The sequence below is a fragment of the Paenibacillus sp. FSL R7-0179 genome, from assembly GCF_038002265.1.
In the GTDB taxonomy this organism is placed as follows: Bacteria; Bacillota; Bacilli; order Paenibacillales; family Paenibacillaceae; genus Paenibacillus_AQ.
Genome location: NZ_JBBOCC010000002.1, coordinates 2460983 through 2483408 on the forward strand (window position 1 = coordinate 2460983; position 22426 = coordinate 2483408).

Consider the following 22426-nt stretch of genomic DNA (forward strand, 5'->3'; position numbering starts at 1 on the left):
GAGGTAACCTATGAATGCAATTCAAGTGCAGGACTTGCGCAAGACCTTCAAAGTCCAAAAAAACCGCGAGGGCCTCAAAGGGGCCTTCGCTGATTTGTTTAAAAGGCAGTATTCCGAAGTGACAGCAGTCAAGGATATCTCGTTCAGCATTCCCGAAGGTGAAATCTGCGGATATATCGGAGAGAACGGTGCTGGGAAATCGACGACGATCAAGATGCTCACTGGAATTCTTGTCCCTACCGCCGGCAGTCTGACTGTTGGCGGCTTCGTGCCGTATGAGGAGCGCGAGAAGTTCGTGCAAAACATCGGCGTCGTTTTCGGCCAGCGGAGCCAGCTCTGGTGGGATATCGGCGTGATTGAATCCTTTCAGCTGCTGCGCAAGGTATACCGGGTGCCCGAGCAAGAATTCAAGAAACGGCTCGATGAGCTCGTGGAACGCCTGGAGCTTCAGGATCTGCTGAACCGTCCGGTCCGTAAGCTCAGTCTGGGCCAGCGGATGCGCTGCGAGCTGGTAGCCGCACTGCTGCACAATCCGTCCATTCTGTTCCTGGATGAGCCGACGATTGGACTGGATATTGTCGTGAAGTCGGAGATCCGTGAATTCCTGAAGGATATGAACCGGGAGCATGGCACAACTATCCTGCTGACAACACATGATCTGCAGGACATCGAAGCGCTCTGTTCGCGGGTCATCATGCTTGATGACGGGCGGATTATCTATGACGGAGGTCTGGAGGATCTGAAGCAGCGCTGGGGAACCGGGCGTGAGGTGCAGTTCCAGTTCGGAGCGGCTACGAAGCTGCAGCAGCTGATCCACTGGACGGACGGCATGCCGGTTACCTGGACCGCGGAGAATGAGCTGGCGGCCAAGGTCTGGATTCCGCTGGAGCTGAATGTATCGGATGTGCTGGGCCGTGTCGTCGGCCAGGCCGATATAACAGACATCAAAATCATCGAAACGAACACGGATGACATCGTCCGCAGTATTTACCAGTCAGGCTCAGCTGAGAAGCCGGAGGAGCGGATTGCCGCCCTCAGCGATGAGAAAGAGGTTATCCATGTCTGAGAAGCTGGCAACGGCAGTGCCCTCCTCCGGCGGTTCTCCGGGCGGTTCCCGGGAGAATGGGCGGAGGCTGCTGCTTGGCGCTTATTTTGATTTTATCCGTATCCGGTTCCTGACCATGCTTGCTTACCGGGTGAATTACTATTCGGGGATTCTGATCTACACGCTTAATATCGGGGTGAACTATTTCACCTGGAGAGCGATCTATGGCGATGGTGAATCGCTTGGCGGCTTTACCGGGGCGCAGATGACCACCTATGTGGCGGTGTCCTGGATGGCGCGGGCCTTCTACTTCAACAATCTGGACCGGGAGATCTCTACGGATATCCGTGATGGAAGCATCGCGATCCAGTTCATCCGTCCTTATAATTATGTGCTGGTCAAAATGATGCAGGGTCTCGGCGAAGGCCTGTTCCGCTTCATGATGCTGATGATTCCGGGCATGCTGATTGCCATTCTGCTGTTTCCGGTACAGCTCCCGACGGAGCCTTCGGCTTGGGCCGGGTTCCTGGTCATGCTGTTCTTCAGCTTCCTGATCAGCTCGCAGATTAATATTATCACAGGCCTGTCAGCCTTCTTCGTGGAGAACAATGAGGGGATGATGCGCATGAAGCGTGTGGTCGTGGATCTGTTCTCAGGGCTGATTGTGCCGATTACCTTATTCCCGGACTGGTTGTCCTCCGTGCTTAAGGTGCTTCCCTTCCAAGCGATTACCTATCTGCCGGGCTCTGTATTTACAGGCCGCGTGCAGGGGGTAGGCATCTGGAATGTGCTGGGTATCCAGGTCATCTGGTTCCTGATTCTGCTCATTCCGATTGTCTGGCTAAATCACGCAGCGCGTCAGCGGCTGTTCGTGCAGGGGGGTTAAGCTGAGCTATGTACTACCTGGGCTTATTGATTGAATATCTGAAGAATTATATGAAAACACGTTTAACCTACCGCGCGGATTTCTGGGTGGAGGTCATCTCCGACCTGCTGTTCCAGGCGACGAACTTTATCTTCATCCTGGTCATCTTCATGCACACCGACAGCCTGGGCGGCTGGAATCAGAACGAAGTGGTGTTCGTCTACGGCTTCTTCATGGTGCCGTTCGGCGTGTTCAGCTGCTTCGTCAATATGTGGGGCTTCAGTGAACGGTATATTGTCAAAGGCGAAATGGACCGCATCCTGACCCGTCCAGCGCATAACCTGTTCCAGATCTTCCTGGAGAATGTGGACCCGCCGTCCCTGTTCGGCTCTATCATCGGGCTGATTATCATGGCGATCAGCGGCAGCAATCTGGGCCTGCCGTTTGAATGGTGGACTCTGCCGATGCTGATTCTTCTGACCCTCAGCGCAGTAGCCATTTATACGGGGATCTATACGACACTGACCTCGTTGTCGTTCTATTCGGATGCCCCGACAGGCATTCTGCCGCTGATGTATAACATCCAGACGTACGGACGTTATCCGGTAACGATCTACAACCGGGCGATTCAGGTGCTGCTGACCTGGATTATCCCGTTTGCTTTTGTCGGGATATATCCGGCAGCCTTGTTCCTGCACCGCGATGAGATGCGGACGATGGCGCTGCTGACCCCTCTGGTCGGTGTGGTCTTCCTCAGCATCGGCCTGATGGCCTGGAGCTTCGGAGTGAAGCGGTATAAGGGCGCCGGTTCTTAAGGTTCTTAAGACGGTGGAATGAAATAGCTATAGAGTGAGGGGTGCCCCGCAGCATGAGTATTGGCTGCCGGGGCACCCCTCTTTGTCAATAATATAACAGCAATCGCTATCCGCAGGATGTTTGTTTTCAAGTGAAACGTACTATCCATATGCTCGGAAAATGCTACTTAACTAAAAGTTGAAAGCGCATAATAAGAGGAGAGAATTACAGCATTCTAATGAGAGAAAGAAGGATGGAGCTGGATGGACAACAAATACATAGTCGGCATTGATCTGGGCGGAACTAATATTAAGGCAGGCTTATTCGATGAGCACTTCACAGCGTTAGAGGAGCTATCAATACCCACAGAAGCGCAGCTGGGTCCGGCCCATGTGCTGGAGCGGATCAGGCTTGCCGTTACTCAGCTGTGTGCGGGAAGCGGAATTTACGAGTCGCAGATTGCCTGTATGGGTATGGGAATCCCAGGGCTCCTCGACCCGGAGGAGGGCCTGTCGGTCTTCTCACCGAATTTTCCCGGCTGGGAGCAGGTCCATGTGGTCAACGAAATGAAGCCATACTACAACTTCAATGTATACATAGACAATGATGTGCGCGTTAATCTCTACGGGGAATGGCAACGGGGTGCCGGACAAGGGCACAGGCATCTGATTCTGCTCACACTTGGGACGGGGCTCGGTTCAGGGATGGTCCATGACGGCAAGGTGCTCTACGGGACAACCTTCAGTGCTGGTGAAATCGGACATATGAATATGTTCCGGCAGGGGCGGCCCTGCCGCTGCGGAAGCTCTGGATGCCTGGGGAGGTATGTATCTGCAGTGGGGATGGTGAATACCTTCAAGGAGAAGCTGGAGGCAGGGAGGGGCAGCCTGATTCAGACCTGGACTAAGCAGGATCAGGAGCAAATCACGGCACAGATGATCTCGGAGGCGTATGATCTGGGAGACCCCCTGGCCATTGAAGTCATGCATGAGACGGGGGAGCTGCTGGGGTTCGGGCTGGCGAATGTGATCAATCTGCTGAACCCGGAGCTGATTATTATCGGGGGCGGCATGGCCGCAGCAGGAGACCGTCTCCTGAATAGTGTCCGCGATACCGTAAATGCCCATGCGCTGAAGCTGTCTGCAGGCCGGTGCCGGATTGTTCAGGCGGAGCTGGGCAGCAGGGCGGGTACGTTGGGTGCGGCTGTGTATGCTTATCGGAAACAGAGCAGGCACAACTATATAGATTGAACTAAAAAATGGAGCTAGAATCAGATTAAAAAGAATGGACAAGCTTGTTAAACCCTATCAACCCAAAATCTAATGGACCGGAGAGATCTTATCCCCGCGAAAACGCCACTTTTTGCAGCGTAACGGACTCAGAAGACCTTGTAGTCTCGCTATGAGACGTTTCGGAGCTAACGTGCAAAGGATAAGGCCTGTGGAGTCCGTTACTCGCCCAATTGGAGACTTTCTTCCCAAATAAGTGCAGCTCAGTCCGTTACGCTAAGCCAAACGCCCCTGAAGAACAACGCCCGCTTGGTAAAAAGATGTAATTTGAAGGGGAACCTGCGTCTGCTCCACTATTTTGAATCTGATAAGGAATAGTTCAATTTATATAGACTATTCTAATTGAGCAGAAATGCGCTGATGCAAAACTATTGAATTCAAATAATTCACCATATGTCCATATATAAGCCCCGAATCGACATGAATCGTCAAATTAACCCAATGAATATAGTAACTGACAGGCGATATACTGATAACAGTGCAGATAATTGGAATATATATCCTCCTTTTCTTAGGAAGCAGGTTGGATGATCCGGTTCTTCCACGCTGCGAATTATAATCACGGACAGATTGAATGAACCGTTAGCAGGTTGCTGAAGGTATTCATGCGTTCGATAAGGAGCCGTTCATGTTATGAATCTCGTAATTGGGGGCAATGGCGGTCTGGGCCATTCGATCACACAAGAATTACTGTCACGGGGCAAGCTGGTGACAGCTACATACCACCGTTCCAATCAGGCTCTGCGCAGACTGAAGGGACCGCTGCTGACCATTGCGGCAGTAGATGTAATGAATGTGAAGGTGCTTGCTGAAGCGCTGAATGGAGTAACAACCGTCTATTTCTGTCTTAATGTGCCGTATAAGGATTGGTACTCTGTCATGCCAGCGGCGCTGGAGAGGGTAACCTGCCAGCTTAAGTCCGGCCAGACCCTGGTATTTCCGGGCAATATCTACGGTTACGGCAAGCTCCAATATCTTCCGGCGGATGAACGCCATCCGAAGGAGGCACGGACCCGTAAGGGGAGGTTGCGGAATCAGCTGGAGGAGCTGCTTAAGGCAGAGTCTGAACGGCGGGGCTTCCGTTATGTAATTCCGCGGTACCCGGATTATTACGGTCCCAATGTCACGAACCGGTTATTCGGACCGATCTTCAGCGGAGCGCTTCAGGCCAGAACGATTAAGTGGCCTGTGAAGCTGGATGTCCCGCATGATCTGGTCTATATCCGCGATGCAGCCAGGGCGGCTGTGCTGCTGGCGGAGAGCGGAGAGCAGGGGGAGTGGCATGTGTCCGGCTCCGGTGCTATTGAGGGGCGTCAATTCCTGATGAATATCCAGCATGCGGCTGGCAGTAAGGGCAAGTACTGTGCGCTACCGGCATGGACAGTCGGATTAGCCGGTGTGTTCAATAAAGAAGCGAATGAATTTCATGAGCTTCTATATGAATTCGAGTATCCGCTTCTGCTGAATGATAATAAATTCATGAAGCGGTTCCCCGAATACAATCCGACATCGTATAAGCGGGCCATTAGGGAGACCATAGAATGGTTCCGCGAAGAGCTGGGTTAGCGGAAGAAGCCAAGGAAATGAGCAGCAGTGCTTGTATTACAGGCTTGCAGAATTGTACGCCGTCCCGGGTAGCATGATATGCTATAGGCAGTAATACACGGGAGGTAATATGATGACACGCGACATACAGCATATGCCTTATGGCTATGAACCGCCAGCCAATGAACGTAAGGGAACGCTCATCTTCTATGATTCGTTCGAGCATATATCGGATATGGAGCTGCTTAAGGCGGCGGAGACGGCAGTGGAGCGCAGGTTCATGAAGCTGGTACTCTACCCGCTGCACGAAGAAACGGTCCGGCGGATGACGAAGGAGCCGGTGAAGGCCTGGTATAAGCGGGATGACCGGCTGCATGAGTGGAAAAAAGAGCAGGGACAGTCCTTCATCACCGTAGAGAGCCTCGAAGGTAAGCGGAAGAAGTATACCCCGCTTGATTCGGCACTGCGTCATATCAGCGATATCTATCCCGCGCCGTATTTTCTCTATCTGACTCCAGCTATGGCGAATCTGTTCGCCTCCTTCGCCTCCTTCGAGGAGTGGATCGTGAAGCTGCGTCTGCTGCTCTCCGAAGCGCCGGCACAGGTCCATCCGCGCCTGGAGAAGTTCCGTCACCGCTGGGATGTGGCAGAGAGTGAACGCTGAACGGGTTACACCTGAGATTTGAAGCATAATTCCGTGAGGAGGATAAGCATGGGAGAGTCTTATCAACTGAATGTCGAATTGCAGCCGGATGAGGTAATGATGCGGATCAAAGAGGGGATGACACAGCGGTCGGAGCTTCTGTATGAGGAGCTTAACGAGGTCAGGAATGGCCGGATGATCGGGACACTGATTTATGAACGCTTTTACTTCCGGTCCAGAAATCAGGCGGCGCTGGTAATTATCGTGGATAATCTGCTGCAGGGAACCGTGAGTAATGTCCGTCTCATTCCGGCAGGCGCCTCCCAAGGCTTGATTCTTAAGATGGATTGGGGCGCAGGCCAGAGCTTCGCATCTACAGTAGAAGAGATCCTTGAAGATTACGTTGTGAAGTAAGTATGTTGTGAGTAAGCCGTTTAGAAGAAGAGGCAATTCAGGCCATCCAGGCCTTGACAGTAGTATTAGACTGCTGCAAGGACTGGCTGGCCTGTTCTGTGTAAATTACTTATGAAGCTCAGCCTGCTTGCGTCTGTAGGTGTACATTCTCCACTGATAATGAATGAAGCAGCCGATGCAAAAGCCGAGAATAGCAACCGTTGCTGCGGCTCCGACCATGATGGTGAAGATATATCCGGCAATTGTCCAGCCTGTGAGAAAGCTGACCAGTCCGCCCGCCAGACAGAAGACGGCAATCTTCTGGTTAAACTGCTGCTGCTCCGGGTCTTCCAGTACATAGGCGGAGCGTGGCTTCGTCAGCAGCGGACTGCACAGCCTGATGACGGGATTATATCCGAAGATTAGACCTGATATTCCGGCGGCAAGCGGGAAGGCGAGAATCCAGTGGAGGCCTGTGAGTAAGGCCAGTAATACAGATATGACAATGAAGGCCTGATTGAGCTTCACTAACGGCCGGGGAATTCCCTGCATTGCAGGCTTTTGACTCATTATAATCGTACCTTTCACATTGGAATTATTAAGTTTAATTTGATTATAGCGGCAGAACGGGGTTGAAGCAATCCTTAAGTCTTATGATCCCAAGGTGAAAATTAAAATTTGAAATTATTATCCATTGACAGGAGGAGTTTCTTTGTGGTTTTATTATGTAGACCAATTGTTATAATTGTTGGATCGTCAAGATAAGGAAGTGTAGAGCTTGTCGAACAAGCCTAATGCACGCGAAGCCATTGTGGATACGGCTTCCAGGTTGTTTTTTACACAGGGGTACCATGCTACCGGACTGAATCAGATCATCAAGGACAGCGAATCGCCCAAGGGTTCCTTGTATTATTATTTCCCCCACGGCAAAGAAGAGCTGGCCCTGACCTGCATTAACCGGACTAGTGAAGAGGTAGCCCATTTATTGCGCCATTATATGGAGGGTGAAGCGGCACCGGCTTTGGCTGTGCAGAATTTCATCATGTCTATGGCAAATGAGGCGGAGCAATCCTCTTTTGAAGGACTGGTTCCGTTCAGCTTCTGGGTAGCCGTGGAGACTTCCTGTGTCAGCCATGAGCTGCGCACTGCATGCCAGTGTGTCTTCAAGGATTGGCAGGATATTATTGCAAAGCGTCTGATCCGGGAGGGGGTACAGGAGGAAGCGGCAGAGCGCAAAGCTTCGGTTGTGGTCTCCTTGTTCGAGGGAGCGCTGCTGCAGGCGTTGACCTGCAGAAATATTCAACCGCTGGAAGCGGCAGCAGAGTGCATTCCGGCGATACTGGCTTAACCGTACTACGTAAGACTATAGAGAGATACACACAGATACCAGGAGGATACGAGAGTGAACGCAACTATGACTGATAAGGGGTCAAGCAACCCCCGGCAATTCAAGACTTTACCCATTCTGATCTCCCTGCTGATTGCCGGCTTCATCGGCATGTTCAGTGAGACCGCCTTAAATGTAGCTTTAAGCGATCTTATGAATGTCCTGCAAATTACACCATCGACGGCGCAGTGGCTGACTACCGCCTATCTGCTGACGCTGGGCATCCTGGTTCCGATCTCGGGGATGCTGCTGCAGTGGTTTACCACAAGACAGCTATTCGTAGCGGCTCTAAGCTTCTCCATTCTGGGTACGTTCCTTGCAGCGATGTCGCCGAATTTCGAATTTCTGCTCACTGCTAGAGTGGTGCAGGCGATGGGAACCGCGCTGCTGCTGCCGCTGATGTTCAATACGATTCTAATCATCATTCCCGCTGAGAAAAGAGGGGCGGCGATGGGACTTATCGGCTTGGTAATCATGGTTGCTCCAGCGATTGGACCTACGATTGCCGGTCTGCTGATTGAGAGCCTCAGCTGGCACTGGATCTTCTGGCTATCGCTGCCGTTCCTGGTGATCGCCCTGATTAGCGGAATTCTTTTCATGCAGAATGTAACGGAAGTGACAAAACCTAAGATTGATGTCCTGTCCATTATTCTGTCCTCCTTCGGCTTCGGCGGCATTGTCTACGGCTTCAGCAGTGCTGGTGAAGCAGAAGGCTGGGGAAGTCCGAAGGTTATTATCGCCATCGTCATCGGTGCGATTGCCCTTATTCTGTTCTGTATCCGCCAGTTGACGATGAAGCAGCCGATGATTGATCTGCGCGCCTTCAAGTTCCCGATGTTCGTGGTTGGGGTGCTGATGGTCTTCATCTGTATGATGGTCATTCTCTCCTCGATGCTGATTCTTCCTATGTATCTTCAGCAGGGACAAGGGTATTCAGCCTTCAAGGCAGGATTACTGCTGCTGCCGGGCGGAATCATCAACGGTCTGATGTCGCCGGTCATGGGACGTCTGTTCGACAAATACGGTCCGAAATGGCTGGTTATCCCAGGGCTGGCGCTCGTCGCTGTCTCCTTGTGGTTCTTCTCAGGGATTACAGCTACTTCAACCGTTGTCTTCGTGATCGTGCTTCACAGTGTGCTGATGATCGGAATCTCTATGATTATGATGCCTGCACAGACAAATGGGATCAATCAGCTTCCGCTAGAATACTACCCGCATGGTACAGCTATTATGAATACACTCCAGCAGGTGGCGGGTGCGATTGGTACAGCGCTGGCGGTAAGCATCATGACTTCCGGCTCCAAAAGCTACATGCAGACCGTTACTAACCCGGCTGATCCGCTGAATATCGGCGCTGCCTTCACTCATGGAGTACAGAATGCCTTTATTTTCGGAATGGTCATGGCTATTATAGGTCTGGTGATTGCGTTCTTCCTGAAGCGTGTCATCGTTTCGCATAAGACTCAGGCTTCGATGCATTAATTAATCTGCAATTGAGTAAGAACCTCTCCTTGCTAAAATGGGCAATCATTTTGGCGGGAGAGTTTTTTTTGTGTTTGTTATTGTGAAGAAAGCGAGAATGGGGACAATTGGATTATATACACTTGTTGACGAAAGATTGAACCCTTTTGGGATGGGAGTTGGAAAAACAACACTCAATTTATCTGAATTCGGCCAAAGTTGAGAATTCACAAAAATTAGTTGCTGTTTTTCCACTTGCTCCCGGGAAATATGGCGATGGAGAGGAATTAAGATACGTTTTTCCCATTGTTTCTCCGGCGAGGGGCTTGATGGTTGCGGAGTTGGCGGATTTTAAGTTTCCAAATGTTGATGAAGGCTGGTTGATGTGCGGGTAGCTTGATCTTGTGGACAATGATGATTTACATACTGGACTTCGTTTGGTTAATACTGTATATTAAGCATAGATTAACGATGTATATATAAGCAGCTATGCTAATGATTAGAACGGACAGTATGAGTCTCTAACCGAACCAAATGAACAAACAGGAGGGAATGCCGATGAAGGTAAGCAAAGAATTGCTGAAGGGGAGCACAGGTACGATGATCCTCACTCTGCTGCTGGACAGGCCGCTGTATGGGTACGAGCTGATTAAGGAGCTGGAGCAGCGCTCGCAGGGAGTTTTTGCCCTGAAGGAAGGTACGCTCTATCCGATTCTGCATGCGATGGAGAGTGAACGCTGGGTGGAAGCGTATTGGATGGAGGTAGACGGACGCAGACGCAAATATTACCGGCTACGGGATGAAGGCAAGCATAAGCTGCAGGAGAAGAAGGCGGAATGGGCGCTGTTCAAGGGTGCCATGGATACCGTTCTGGGGGAGGGCAGCGGATGATAGAGCAGAGTAAGAAGGATTTGGAGCGTTATCTGGATACAGTATGCGCAGAAGTTAGAGCCAAAGGGATGCACAGAGAAATCCGCGATGAGCTCAGCGGACACTTCACAGATCTGGTGACGGAGCGGCTGGAGCTTGCTGCTGACGAAGAAGAGGCTCAGCGGTATGCGATCGCGCAACTGGGAGACCCGCAGGCCGTAGGCAAAGAGCTGCACCGGATTCATAAACCGCGCATTCCCTGGGGTCTGCTGGCGGGTGTACTGTTGTTGTCGGCGGTGAGTCTGCTGGGGATGGCAGCTGTGGAGGCGGGGTTTGGGGATTATTACAAAATTCCTGATGCTCTTATGCTGCGCCAATCTGTGTATATCGTTCTTGGGATCGCGGTCATGGCTATCATGTATTTTATCAATTTCAAACACTTGCAGCGGAGTTCAGGGTGGATTTATGGCGCAGCATTAATGGCGATCGGCGTCAGTATGTTGCTGGGTCTTGAGGTGACGAATGGTGTTAGGCGTTATGTGGGTATCCTAGGACTCTTCTTCGACGTGGTCGGATATAGTCCTTATGTATTTGTAGTTGCTCTGGCAGGGATATGGAACAGGCAGGGCTTCATGAAGTCATGGAGCGGACGAACAAGAGACTTGGCGGAATTGTCGTTACTGCTGCTGCCGGCCGTGATTTATGCGGTTATCCCCGCTTTTCCTGAACTGATTATATATATGGCTGTATCCCTGACACTCTATGTCCGGATGACCCGCCGCTGGATTAGAGGTTCGGTGATTGCTGTCACATTTCTAACGGGCGTGGCAATCTATGTTTGGAATCACCTGCATCTCCGGGAGCGGATCATCGCGGCCTTTCAAGCGGATCAGAGGGATACCGGCGCTGGGTGGTACTTAAATAGTGTAATTCACAACACGTTAACCTCCGCAGGCTGGAGGGGACAGGGAATGGGCTACAGAATTGCGGAAGAACGATTGTTGTTTCCGTACACGGACCTTTTTCCCGTGTATTTGATCCAAACCTTCGGCTGGGCCGGGGGGCTGCTGCTCCTCATGTTAACCTGTTGGTTTGTGCTGAAAATGGTCTTCTACGCCCGCGCGGTAAGCGACACTTACGGCCGGATGCTGATCCTGGCACTGGCTCTGATGCTCTCCATTCGTCTAATCTATGGGCTGACTATACTCACCGGCAGAATGCCGCTGATCTCCATACCGTTCCCGTTCCTGAGCTACGGCCAACATGTCTTCATTGAATTCGCGGCTCTGGGGCTGCTGATGGGGGTCTACCGGCGGAAGGATATGCTCCCTGCGGGACAAGCTCCATCTTCACTATAGACGCTCCTTGGGGCTGCAACATATACTGGAAGGGTAAATATGGGATAAGGAAGGTGAGGAGTAAGCATTGTGAACAAGCTGCGAGATACAGGCACAAGACTCGGATTACTGCTAGGAGTTATGATTGTAAGCGGGGCTGTGTTTCTGGGTGTCAAGACAACAGCTACATCAGCGCCCGTGACTCCTGAGACACCGTTTACATCAAGTACAGTTGTGAAGAAAAATAATCTTCCCGGCGGTTTTGTCTATCTGGATGAGGTACTTCCCTCGGCGCAATATGAGATCCGTTATTATAGTGAGAATAATTTTACCGGCACCAGGGTGGACGGATATAAAGCACCGCTCGCGATCTTCTCGAAGACTGCCGCCGCTGCGCTGAAGAAGGTTAGCGAAAATCTGGAGCAGAAGGGTTATATCCTGCGGATCTATGATGCTTACCGTCCGCAGCAAGCCGTCAATCACTTCGTGCGCTGGTCACAGGATGCCGCCGATCTGAAGATGAAGCCGCAGTATTATCCGAAGCTGGACAAGCGGAATCTGTTCAAGCTGGGCTTCATCGCCAAGAAATCCGGGCACTCCCGGGGCAGCACGATCGACCTGACCCTGGCCCACAAAGATACAGGCAAGCTGGTGGATATGGGCAGCCCTTATGATTTTTTCGGCGAAATCTCTTACTATAATACGACGCTCATCAGCAGCACCCAGCATGTGAACCGGAAGCTGCTGAAGGATGCGATGGTGAAGCAGGGCTTCAAGCCCTACGCCAAGGAATGGTGGCATTTCACACTGATTAAGGAGCCATACCCGAAGCAATATTTTAACTTCAAAGTGGAGTAGGGCTGTTCCAAAGCTGTACTGGAGGGTTAATGGATAATGTAAGGTTAATCTCTGAAGCATGCGCGCATAATATTGTAATACAGGAGAGGTGGGATCGATTTGTTCAAAAGAATCGCAGCCGTATTCCTTAGTGTAATGTTATTTGCAGCAGGAGCAGGTGTATTGACCAGTCATAATGTTAGTGCCGCCGGCAGCTTGAGGATTATCGTGAACGGACAGGAATTGCAGACGGCTGGGGCATCGGCTTATACAGACGGACCGGATGCTATGCTTCCACTACGGGAGACGGTAGAAGCTCTCAAGTATAAGGTCACCTTTAGTGGAGCTACCGGGACGTTCCTGCTGGAACGGTTCCAGGAGAGCATTCAGTTCAGACTCTCCGGTAAGGAGCTTGTGATGGATGGCAAGAACAAAGTCCCGTTTACAGGCGGCTTTGAGTTAAAACAAAAAAAGGCGTACGCGCCGCTGACTTTTTTTGCAGCAATCGGGTTAGTCACTTCCTATAATCCGGAAACAGGCCAGGTTGAAGTATATACACCAGAGGTAATGGCAGGTGCCGTAGCAGGACTGCTTGTAACCGGTAACTATCCGGCGCTGAAGGAGCGGTATTACGCCAAGGATGCAGAGCCCGCTGCTCTTCCGGTGCTCCAGCAAAGCTGGGAAGGAATCAGCACGCCGGCGGGCAGTTTCCTGGGAGTGAAATCGACCACAAGCACACAGCAGGATGGAGTAATGACGATTGTAAGCGTATTGTCATTCACCAAAGCGGAGGCTGTACTGACTCTGGAACTAGGTGCTTCCGGCAAGCTCAGCGAGCTGACTCTAACGCCGGTTCAGGCAGCCAGTGAAGTATGGGCCAGCCCGGCCCAACCCTAGCTTCACATAAGACATCACTTTACCCCCAAGGGAGAATTCCACAGCTTAAGTATAGCTGCAGGAATTCTCCCTTTATATTTCTGTTGACAGAATGCAGGAAAGAGAGTAATTTTAAATTCGAATTAAACAATGTTTAAATCGATGATTAGATCAAGGATTAAGATTCTGTGACAGAGGAGGGCGGCAATCTTCATTATGGCCAAACCGGACGGTAAGACGGATTCAACGGATAAAGATACGAAGCAGAATATTCTGGATGCCACCGTGGACTTAATCCGTGAGGAGGGATTCCGCTGCATCACCCTGCGCAGTATCGCAGCGCGGGCAGAGACCAATCTGGCGCTGGTGAACTACTACTACGGCTCCAAGGAGAAGCTGTTCGGCGATGCGGTCAAGCAGCTTATGGCGACTTTTGACGATGCCTTTAAGGTCCTGGAGGATACATCTTTGCCGCCAAAAGAGCGCTTGAAGCTGTTCTTCAAGCGGTACATTGTCAATCTGGGCCGCTATCCCGGCATGGCCCGGCAGATGCTTGACCAGCGGCATCATATCATGGGCTCTCATGATGAATATGCGAAATATTCCAAGCTGATGCGGATTGAACGGATTCTGGACGCACTTGGGGAGATTACCGGAGAACAGGACCGCGATAAGCTCATGATGATGAATATGCAGATCTACGGGGCGATTGTCTTCCTGGTAATTATGGTGAGCAGCTTGCCGAAGGAGCGTGAGGATCTTCAGCAGATTTTCAGGCTGGCCCCGCTGGAGGAACAGATTGACGGGTTGTTTGAGCTGTATTTTCACAAATATCATTAATTTCTAACAGAGAGAAGAGTGGACAAGAGAATGTCAAAACCTATGAATCCAAGTAACACCGCAGCAGCAGAGGCGCCGTTCTCGCTGAGAGCTATACTGCCACCATTGCTGGCGATTATTGTCGGCATGATTATGGTTATTCTGGATAGCACCGCGGTCAATGTGGCCGTTCCGAATCTGGTGCAATATTTCGATACGGATCTGAAAACCGTTCAATGGGCGATTACCGGCTACACGCTTGCCCTTGCTGCTGTAATTCCGCTGGCCGGCTATATGACGGACCGGTTCGGGTCCAAGCAGGTATTCCTGACGACCATTGCCATGTTCGTTCTTGGCTCTGTGTTATGCTCTGTAGCTCAGACCTCGGGGCAGCTCGTCTTGTTCCGCGTCATTCAAGGCCTTGGCGGCGGCATGGTTGCTCCAATCGGTATGGCGATGGTCTTCAGACTCGCTCCGCCAGAGCGCAGAGGCTCTATCATGGGGATGCTCGGGATTCCTATGCTGCTGGCTCCGGCCCTGGGGCCGATTCTTTCGGGATGGCTGGTGGAGTATGTGAGCTGGCACTGGATTTTCCTGATTAACCTGCCAATTGGTATTGTAGGTATTATTCTGGGTCTTAAATATTTGCCGGTGACTGAGAAAAAGGGAAGAGCCCACCTCGATATCTTCGGAATCATTCTGGCTCCGCTCGCCTTCTCGATGCTGGCTTATGGCGTCAATCAAGGCGGCGGAGAGAGCTGGACTTCAACCGGGGCTATCGTAGGCTTGTCGGTTGGCGGAGCCGCATTGATCGTATTTGTCATTGTTGAACTGCTGCAAAAGCATCCGCTGCTGGAGCTGCGCGTCTTCCGTTCCTCAGACTTCACGCGCGGAATTATTTTGTCTTGGGTCACTCAGGCGGCATTGTTCGGCTCCATGCTGTTCGTTCCGCTGTATCTTCAGCAAATCCGCAATTACACGCCGCTTGAGACTGGGCTGATCCTGCTTCCCCAGGCACTGGCTTCCGGAGTAGGGATGCCGCTGGGCGGCCGCTTGTTTGACCGGATCGGTGCGCGTCCACTGGTATTTGTAGGTCTCAGTATTATATCGACGGCCCTGTTCTTGCTCTCAGGAGTTACAGTAGACACTAGCCTTCCTATTATTATGCTGTGTCTGGTCATGATGGGCCTTGGTATGGGCCTGTCGATGATGCCGGTCAATACCCATGTTCTAAACTCTGCGCCGCGTGAATGGGTGAACCGGGTTACCCCGCTTACCGCCGCTGCCCAGCAGGTTGTAGTATCGTTCGCCGTTGCCGGCATGACCGGTTACCTGACCAGCCAGATTACCGTGCATATGGGTAAAATGGCGGCCGGAAGCAATCCGCTTGCCGCTGCCGTGCAAGGCTTCGGGGATGTCTTCTTCCTCTCGGGCTGCATCGCCGTAGCTGGTGTGGTGCTCAGTCTGATTCTGCGCCGTCCGAAAGCAGCAGGCGCTGCACCTTCTCCTGAAGAACAGCAGACGGATGCCGCGATGATGATGGGGCATTAATCTGCCACAACTGTTAAAGCATAGTATAGGTACATGTAGATACAAGTTATATACGCATGTTATATGCACATCAATAACGTCCCTTACTGCCGGTTGGCAAGGGGGCGTTTTTTGTTCTTCGCAATGAATGTGATGAGGGGCGAATGTAATCGAAAAAACGATTACAATTGGACCGGGAGCGGCGCGAGGGAGTAGCTTTAGCCTGAAGGGAGGAGTAGATGAACGCCTAAGGTAATTGTTCCGCATCTACTCGATCTGCCAGAAGAAGCTATAAGTGCGCCCGCCGCTTCCTCAGCAGCCTTGCCGGAGGAACCATATGCAGCTTGCCCAGCAGCTCTGAGGCCAGAATGCCAAGCAGCACAAGGGCGGCACCGGTATAGCCCTGGAGCGAGAGCTGTTCGTGTACGAACAAGTAACCGAAGAAGGCGGCGAATACCGGCTCCAGTGCGAAGATCAGACCGGTGCGGGTCGGTGTAGTGTACTTCTGGGCAACCGGCTGCAGGATGAACCCGCAGGCGCTGCAAAAGATCCCCAGAGCCAGAATCGCGATCCAGCCCGGAAGGGTGGACGGCAGCGAAGGGGTCTCGAAGATAGCGGATAGAATCAGGGCATAGCCCCCGGCGAAGCCGAGCTGCAGAATGCCGATATTTAGTGAGTCGCAGGTCTTGACCGCCCGGCCCGTCACTAGAATCTGCACCGCGTAGAATACTGCGGACAGAATACAGAGGAGATCACCAGGCCGGATTTGCAGCGATCCGTTCAGCGTAAGCAGCCCGATGCCGCTGATGGCGAGAACGGCGCCGAAGATCTGCGGGGGTGCGACTTTTTTGCGGAAGACCAGAACCTCCAGCACCGGAACGAACACAACAGTCAGAGCGACCAGGAAACCGGCATTAGAGGTCGTTGTGGTCTTCAGCCCGAAGGTGATGCAGGTGAATACGCCAAGCAGCAGAAAGCCGAGCAAGGCTCCGTATTTCAAGGTTCTGGCATTCACACTGCGCAGCCTTTTGCGGAACAGCAGCCCCGCAAGAATGAAAGCCAGCCCGAAGCGCAGTGCGATCAGATTGAATTCTCCCAGTGTACCCAGTCCCAGCTTCATGAACAGGTAGGAGGAGCCCCAGAACAGTGTTACTACAATGAGCATTAGCTCGGCCTTCAGCGGCTTCATTCAGTCATCATCCTTCTTTATTTCAAGTGAATATAGTATAATACGCTCGAATACATAAGGTAACTGAATGTTTATCATAAGATACATGAGTAATTCTCATGTTGGGCGAGGAGACTGGACATGAGTCTGATTAAGTACGAGGTGTTCCTGAAAGTGGTGGAGCTGGGCAGTCTGACGCGGGCCGCAGAGGTGCTGGGCTTCACCCAATCCGGCATCAGCCACACACTGAGCAGCCTGGAGCACGAGTTCGGCTTCCCGCTGCTCGTGCGCAGCCGTTCGGGCGTGAAGCTGACGGTGAACGGGGAGCAGGTGCTTCAGCCGATCCGGGAGATTCTGAACTGGAATGAGCAGCTGAAGCAGCAGGTAGCGGATATTCACGGGCTGGAGACAGGGACGATTACGATCGGTACCTTTACCAGTGTCTCTGTCCATTGGCTGCCGGATATCATCAAGCAGTTCCGTGAGGAATATCCGTACATTGAGTTCAAGCTGATGGAGGGCGGGTATCTGGAGATTGAGCAGTGGATCGAGGCCGGGGTGGTTGATTGCGGCTTTCTATCCTTGCCGACCCGCGAGAAATTCGAGGTGTTCCCGCTGAAGCAGGACCGGATGCTGGCTATCCTCTCTATGGACCATCCGCTGAGCAAAGCGCCTTATATGCCGCTGGCTCAGATCGCCTACGAGGACTTCATCATTCCGAAGCCAGGTTCGGATTATGATGTGCAGCGGGTGCTGGAGAAGGCGGGCATCAAGCCGAACGTCAAGTTCTCGGCCGGGGACGATTATGCCATTATTGCCATGGTGGAAAAAGGCCTGGGCATCAGCATCCTCCCGGAGCTGGTCACCGGGTTCCAGCATGAGCGTGTTGCCATGCTTGAGCTGGAGGAGCGGAGCTTCCGTTCGCTTGGCATCGCGGTCAACTCGATGAAATATGCTTCACCGGCCACGCGGCGGTTTTTGCAGCATGTGCAGCACTGGTCGTCCAGCCAAGAAGCCGTTTAACTTGGTAAAAAGCGCAAAAAAGGCATGTTTTCTATTTTGAAAACATACCTTTTTGCCAAATGAATCCGTGTATCATCCGCTTAATTTGCGCCCATCACTGCTGAGAAACAACAGCTCATAGTATTTTTTGGGCCGCCCCTTACTGTTGTCCCTTTTTTCAAATACCGTTTGTACTTGTTTGCTTTCCTCAATTTTGTTAAGAATTCGGTTGGCACCTTTGACGGTCATGGACAGGCACTGTGCAACATCCTCAGAGGATAGCTTATTGGTCCTCATGATTTCTGCGTAGGATATGATTTTCTGCAAATTGATGTTGTTGATTCCGATCCTCTTGGCTAAGTCGATGATTTCCGGGTCCCCCTGTTCAGAGAACTGGATGACATTCATGCTCCGCATGGGGCCGGCAACCTTCTGATTCTCGTCTATGAAAAAGCTGGAACTGCCCGTATAGGCTTCCGCCTGTCTGTGAGCCTTGGTGGCGTTAACGTTCGCTTGAAAATATTCATGCCCCGAGCCCCACCCGATCTTCACCTTGCCCTGTATGCGCTCCTCCAGATACTCCAGCAGGGAACAGTTATGAGCGTTAGAGGTAATTCTCATGAAATTGCCGTAGGTGGTATACAATCTGACATAGCCTTCTGAGATTTGGGCCGTGTCTGCCAGATTCACGCTGCGCAGAAAATTGCCGACCAGGACGTTCAGCTCATGAAGCTCCTCTTCGGACGACTGCTGCTCATGTTGGACCGATAGACATGCGACCACTGCCCTCTGGTTCTTAAGCTTGAGAATGGTAATTTCGTTAATGATCTCGCTGATGGTCTCTTTAACGCTCTCCAGTGTAGGCCGGATTAAGATATATTTGACGCCGTGCTTTTGGAGTTCTGGAACAAAGTGACCGAAGGCCGTGATGGACAGGTCTATTTTCTTATCTTCCCACAGCGTGATATGGTTCTCCAGCATGGTCTCCACCCGCTCCAGCAGATTTCCGCTGTTAACGGGCTTTCCTTCATGAGTCAGATATTGCTGGAATTCGCTGAAGGACTCAATAACATACGCATAATCCACATAGACCCGGGAGATATCAAGTTCAGGTTCGGTAACCAGCAGCCGGAAAAGCTCTCTGTACAGCAGATTCTCATCATCATGCAAAATGTGAACAGGTACCTTGTCATCCAGGCATTCCTTGTCGATGGCCTCGTAAAGCATCCTCCCGCTGATCACAAATCCATCGACCGAATCCAGGTTTTTGAAATAAATGTCCGTTGTTTCCCGGAAGTTGCTGATGGTAAGGAAGCGGAATTGGCATAGGGGCCGCATTTCTTCTTCAATGGCGCGGAAATAATCCATATGGGACTCTGGCGTGATAATACCCAGCTTGATTTTCATAATAGATTCCTTTCATAAACAGTTCAATCAAAAGAGTTATATCACAATAAATGTGATATTACAATGTTCCGGCAGTCCCTGAAATAATGTTCCTAAAAAGTCTAAAAATATCTTGACAGTGAATGAAAATGCCAGTACGATGAAACTGTTCTTAAAAAGTCCTAAAATATAAAGGGGGTAAGCTTCATTCTAACTAAACGTTCATTTAATTTATGTTGCGGGAGATGTTCATTGTGAGTGAAGAAGCTGAAGACTTAATGAGTATGGCTCATCAGCTGCAGGACAAAATGGTCATGTACAGGCATCATCTTCATACGGTTCCGGAGCTTGATCTAAGTTTACCTAAGACTACTGCATACGTAAAAGAGGCATTGGAGTCGATGGGCCTTAAGCCTGCTCCCGTAGGAGAATCAGGGCTGACAGTGACCATTGGCGGACAGCATCAAGGGAAGGTGGTTCTGATCCGTGCGGATATGGACGCTTTGCCTATTCATGAAGAAACGGAGTTGTCTTACGCTTCGTTGAGCGGAAACATGCATGCTTGCGGTCACGACATGCACACTTCCATGCTGCTCGGAGCTGCAGAGATCCTGAAGGCGGGCGAAGCGCAGCTTCGCGGGACAGTTAAGCTTATGTTCCAGCCGGGGGAAGAGACGCTGCACGGGGCACAGATGATGCTGGAGCATGGGATTCTGGACAATCCCAAGGTGGATGCAGCCATGATGCTCCATGTGTTGACCGGAATGCCGCTTCCTCTCGGACAATTTGTAGTGCCTGAAGAAGGTGGAGCGATCTCTGCTTCTTCGGATTGGTTCGAAATCATCATCCGGGGGAGGGGCTCACATGGAGCGATGCCCGAGGCCGCAGTGGACCCCTTAAATGTGGCTGCTCATCTACATCTGGCACTGCAGGGCATCCTCAGCCGGGAAATATCGCCGATTGACAATGCAGTCCTTACCATCGGGGTGATGGAAGGCGGAACTACGAACAACGTAATTCCCGATACGGCCAGATTGAAAGGCAGTGTACGTACATTTAACACCGCATTGCGGGATAAAATGGAGACCCGTATCCGTGAAATTACCGCAGGGATCGGAGAAACTTTCCAGGCAAAGATGGAAGTGATCTATACACGTGGTTGTCCTGAGGTGAAAACGGATGGCGGACTTAATGAGCAAATGAGGGCTTCGATTGCCAACACTTTTGGCGAGAATTCCTACATCGGTATCACTGAGCTGGTACCCGGCGGCAAATTAATGGGCTCGGAAGACTTCGCCTTTGTCTCACAGGCGGTGCCAAGTACCACAGTGTTTCTTAACGCAGGCAATATTGAAGATGGTTATAGTTACCCTGTACACCATCCTAAGACAATGTTCTCGGATGAGGTGCTTCATAGAGGGGCTGCGGCTTATGCAGCTTTTGCCAGAGACTGGCTTGAACGAAACAGTTAAGCTCTAAACCAAACTTAGGAGGAATTACAATGACAGAGAGACGTATGATTGGACCCACCAAATTCGAAGAGTACTCGGAGAAATACAAGGAATTCCTGTTAATGACCCGCCGTGACGGAATCCTTGAAGTGCGTCTGCACACGGATGGAGGTTCGTACACGCACAATTGGGAAGCTCATACCGCATGGTCTCATGCCTGGTCAGATATTGGCCGTGACCCTGAGAACGAAGTCATGATTATTACAGGAACCGGGGATAAATGGCTGATTGGCGACCCAGAGGTCTGGAATACGAAATTCATGGACTGGCCGAAGCAAAAGAAGCTCGAACAGTATCATGAATCGCTGAGACTGCTTGAAAATCTGATCTTCTGCATTGATATTCCGACGATCGGGGCGGTTAACGGGCCGGGAACGCACTGCGAACTCGCAACGCTCTGCGATATTACCATTTGTACGGAAGACGCGGACTTTTTCGATCCGCATTATCTGGGAGGCACGCCTCCGGGAGATGGAATGCTGCTCACCCTGCAGAGCATGATCGGGTTCAAAAAAGCAGCCTATTACGCCTACACCGGCAAGAATATCAATGGACAGACCGCCTTGGACCTGGGTATCGTCAGTGAAGTGCTGCCCCGCGAAAAGCTTCTTCCACGCGCTTGGGAGCTGGCGGAGATGATCATGCAGGCACCGCGTTCAACAAGACATCTGTCTCACTCCATTATCTCCCGGCCATGGAAGCAGGCTCTGGTCGCCGATCAGGGATTCCAGCTTGCCCACCAGATGTACGACATGGCCATTGATGAAGAAGGAGCGCTGGAGCGGCTGAAGAAAATGCAAGGACGCCTGAGGGGCGACGATGTTCAATAGAAAGATGACGGGACCTACCCGGCTCGAAGAATACTCGGAGAAATATAAGGACTTATTCCTCATGACCCGCCGTGACGGGATACTCGAAGTGCGTATGCACACTGACGGGGGATCGTCACAATTCGACTGGCCGGTCCAAGCCGCATATGGTCATGTTTGGTCAGATATTGGCCGTGATCCTGAGAATGAGGTCATGATTCTTACAGGGACAGGAGAGCTGTGGCAGACCGGCAATCCTGAAGTCTGGAATATGAAATTCATGGATTGGCCGAATCGCCGGAAGCAGGAGATGTACCATGAATCACTCAGAATGATTGAAAATATGGTTCATTGCCTTGATATCCCCACGATTGGGGCGGTCAATGGCACTGGCGCACACTGGCAGCTGGGAACACTCTGTGATACTACCCTTTGTACAGAAAACACAGCGTTTTTCGATGCTCATTATCTGGGCGGTGTTCCGCCTGGAGATGGGATCGTCCTGGCCCTTCAAAGGATACTGGGGACCAAGAAAGCGGCATACTATGCATACACGGGGATGAACATTACTGCAGAGGAGGCACTAGACCTCGGTCTGGTCAGTGAGGTATTGCCTCGTGAACAGCTTCTTCCACGGGCCTGGGAGCTGGCAGAGCAGATCATGCAGGCCCCCCGCTCTACGAGGCATCTTACGCATTCGATTGTGGCGCACCCGTGGAAACAAGCTTTGGCAGAGAATCAGGGTCTTCAGCTTACCCACCAATTGGTTGATATGGCGATTGATGAAGAGGGGATTCAAGAGCGGCTGATCAAGCTCAAGGAACGTTTTCAGAGGAAAGACAACTGAGAAGGGATAAG

General features: G+C 51.5%; 23 protein-coding genes. 20 read left to right on the top strand and 3 right to left on the bottom strand.

The genetic code is table 11. From position 1 onward, the window contains the following. The first annotated feature begins 10 nt into the window (after positions 1-10). The 7 genes from MKX63_RS27165 to MKX63_RS27195 all read left to right on the top strand — a co-directional run bounded on the left by MKX63_RS27165 (position 11) and on the right by MKX63_RS27195 (position 6596). The gene (locus MKX63_RS27165; RefSeq protein ID WP_341021575.1) at positions 11-1066 is read left to right on the top strand and encodes an ABC transporter ATP-binding protein; all 1056 of its coding nucleotides are present in this window, start codon (positions 11-13) and stop codon (positions 1064-1066) included. 70 nt (positions 1067-1136) lie between these two features. Further along, entirely contained in the window at positions 1137-1931 is a 795-nt protein-coding gene (locus MKX63_RS27170; protein WP_341023302.1) for an ABC transporter permease, read from the top strand. Positions 1932-1939: 8 nt separating this feature from the next. After that, positions 1940-2725, top strand: a complete 786-nt coding sequence (locus MKX63_RS27175; protein WP_341021578.1) for an ABC transporter permease — start codon at positions 1940-1942, stop codon at positions 2723-2725. A 243-nt stretch (positions 2726-2968) separates the two neighbouring features. Beyond that, positions 2969-3955 carry an ROK family protein gene (locus tag MKX63_RS27180; RefSeq protein ID WP_341021579.1) on the top strand — a complete coding sequence of 329 codons (987 nt, stop codon included), beginning with the start codon at positions 2969-2971 and terminating at the stop codon, positions 3953-3955. Positions 3956-4627: 672 nt separating this feature from the next. Then, entirely contained in the window at positions 4628-5560 is a 933-nt protein-coding gene (locus MKX63_RS27185) for an NAD-dependent epimerase/dehydratase family protein (protein WP_341021580.1), read from the top strand. 112 nt (positions 5561-5672) lie between these two features. Beyond that, complete coding sequence (locus tag MKX63_RS27190; protein WP_341021581.1) at positions 5673-6203, top strand: hypothetical protein; 531 nt, start codon at positions 5673-5675, stop codon at positions 6201-6203. A gap of 48 nt (positions 6204-6251) precedes the next feature. Then, a complete protein-coding gene (locus tag MKX63_RS27195) occupies positions 6252-6596 on the top strand; it encodes a DUF6054 family protein (protein WP_341021583.1) in 345 nt (114 codons plus the stop codon). Between the two features lie 105 nt (positions 6597-6701). On the opposite strand, the gene MKX63_RS27200 is transcribed toward MKX63_RS27195, so the two are convergent. Then, a complete protein-coding gene (locus MKX63_RS27200; RefSeq protein WP_341021585.1) occupies positions 6702-7145 on the bottom strand; it encodes a DUF4395 domain-containing protein in 444 nt (147 codons plus the stop codon). A 208-nt stretch (positions 7146-7353) separates the two neighbouring features. Here MKX63_RS27200 and MKX63_RS27205 point away from each other — a divergent pair, with 208 nt between their 5' ends. From MKX63_RS27205 to MKX63_RS27245, 9 genes are all read left to right on the top strand, one after another. Then, positions 7354-7923: a TetR/AcrR family transcriptional regulator gene (locus tag MKX63_RS27205; protein WP_341021586.1), complete on the top strand. Its 570-nt coding sequence runs from the start codon at positions 7354-7356 to the stop codon at positions 7921-7923. A gap of 66 nt (positions 7924-7989) precedes the next feature. Continuing rightward, positions 7990-9444: a DHA2 family efflux MFS transporter permease subunit gene (locus MKX63_RS27210; protein ID WP_341023303.1), complete on the top strand. Its 1455-nt coding sequence runs from the start codon at positions 7990-7992 to the stop codon at positions 9442-9444. A 158-nt stretch (positions 9445-9602) separates the two neighbouring features. Next, positions 9603-9818 carry a hypothetical protein gene (locus tag MKX63_RS27215; RefSeq protein WP_341021588.1) on the top strand — a complete coding sequence of 72 codons (216 nt, stop codon included), beginning with the start codon at positions 9603-9605 and terminating at the stop codon, positions 9816-9818. A gap of 163 nt (positions 9819-9981) precedes the next feature. Beyond that, positions 9982-10314, top strand: a complete 333-nt coding sequence (locus tag MKX63_RS27220) for a PadR family transcriptional regulator (protein ID WP_341021590.1) — start codon at positions 9982-9984, stop codon at positions 10312-10314. Further along, a complete protein-coding gene (locus MKX63_RS27225) occupies positions 10311-11651 on the top strand; it encodes an FtsW/RodA/SpoVE family cell cycle protein (RefSeq protein WP_341021591.1) in 1341 nt (446 codons plus the stop codon). The genes MKX63_RS27220 and MKX63_RS27225 overlap by 4 nt, the downstream gene beginning before the upstream one ends. A 69-nt stretch (positions 11652-11720) precedes the next feature. After that, complete coding sequence (locus MKX63_RS27230) at positions 11721-12488, top strand: M15 family metallopeptidase (RefSeq protein WP_341021593.1); 768 nt, start codon at positions 11721-11723, stop codon at positions 12486-12488. Positions 12489-12587: 99 nt separating this feature from the next. Continuing rightward, the gene (locus MKX63_RS27235) at positions 12588-13364 is read left to right on the top strand and encodes a stalk domain-containing protein (protein ID WP_341021596.1); all 777 of its coding nucleotides are present in this window, start codon (positions 12588-12590) and stop codon (positions 13362-13364) included. 195 nt (positions 13365-13559) lie between these two features. Next, positions 13560-14183: a TetR/AcrR family transcriptional regulator gene (locus tag MKX63_RS27240; protein WP_341021597.1), complete on the top strand. Its 624-nt coding sequence runs from the start codon at positions 13560-13562 to the stop codon at positions 14181-14183. A 42-nt stretch (positions 14184-14225) separates the two neighbouring features. Further along, complete coding sequence (locus tag MKX63_RS27245; protein WP_341021599.1) at positions 14226-15713, top strand: DHA2 family efflux MFS transporter permease subunit; 1488 nt, start codon at positions 14226-14228, stop codon at positions 15711-15713. A gap of 268 nt (positions 15714-15981) precedes the next feature. On the opposite strand, the gene MKX63_RS27250 is transcribed toward MKX63_RS27245, so the two are convergent. After that, on the bottom strand, positions 15982-16881 hold the full coding sequence (locus MKX63_RS27250) for a DMT family transporter (protein ID WP_341021601.1): 900 nt from the start codon (positions 16879-16881) through the stop codon (positions 15982-15984). Positions 16882-17001: 120 nt separating this feature from the next. Between MKX63_RS27250 and MKX63_RS27255 the strand changes: the two genes are divergently transcribed. Continuing rightward, entirely contained in the window at positions 17002-17883 is an 882-nt protein-coding gene (locus MKX63_RS27255; protein ID WP_341021602.1) for a LysR family transcriptional regulator, read from the top strand. Positions 17884-17955: 72 nt separating this feature from the next. Here MKX63_RS27255 and MKX63_RS27260 read toward each other — a convergent pair whose 3' ends face one another. Then, positions 17956-19269 (bottom strand): transcriptional regulator, encoded by a 1314-nt coding sequence (locus MKX63_RS27260; protein ID WP_341021604.1) that lies wholly within the window; start codon positions 19267-19269, stop codon positions 17956-17958. A gap of 224 nt (positions 19270-19493) precedes the next feature. Here MKX63_RS27260 and MKX63_RS27265 point away from each other — a divergent pair, with 224 nt between their 5' ends. The 3 genes from MKX63_RS27265 to MKX63_RS27275 are packed head-to-tail and all read left to right on the top strand — an operon-like array spanning position 19494 to position 22415. Further along, on the top strand, positions 19494-20720 hold the full coding sequence (locus MKX63_RS27265; protein WP_341023306.1) for a M20 metallopeptidase family protein: 1227 nt from the start codon (positions 19494-19496) through the stop codon (positions 20718-20720). 29 nt (positions 20721-20749) lie between these two features. Then, positions 20750-21589, top strand: coding sequence for an enoyl-CoA hydratase/isomerase family protein (locus MKX63_RS27270; RefSeq protein ID WP_341021606.1), 840 nt, complete (start codon positions 20750-20752; stop codon positions 21587-21589). Then, positions 21579-22415, top strand: coding sequence for an enoyl-CoA hydratase/isomerase family protein (locus MKX63_RS27275; protein WP_341021607.1), 837 nt, complete (start codon positions 21579-21581; stop codon positions 22413-22415). The genes MKX63_RS27270 and MKX63_RS27275 overlap by 11 nt, the downstream gene beginning before the upstream one ends. Positions 22416-22426: the final 11 nt, after the last annotated feature.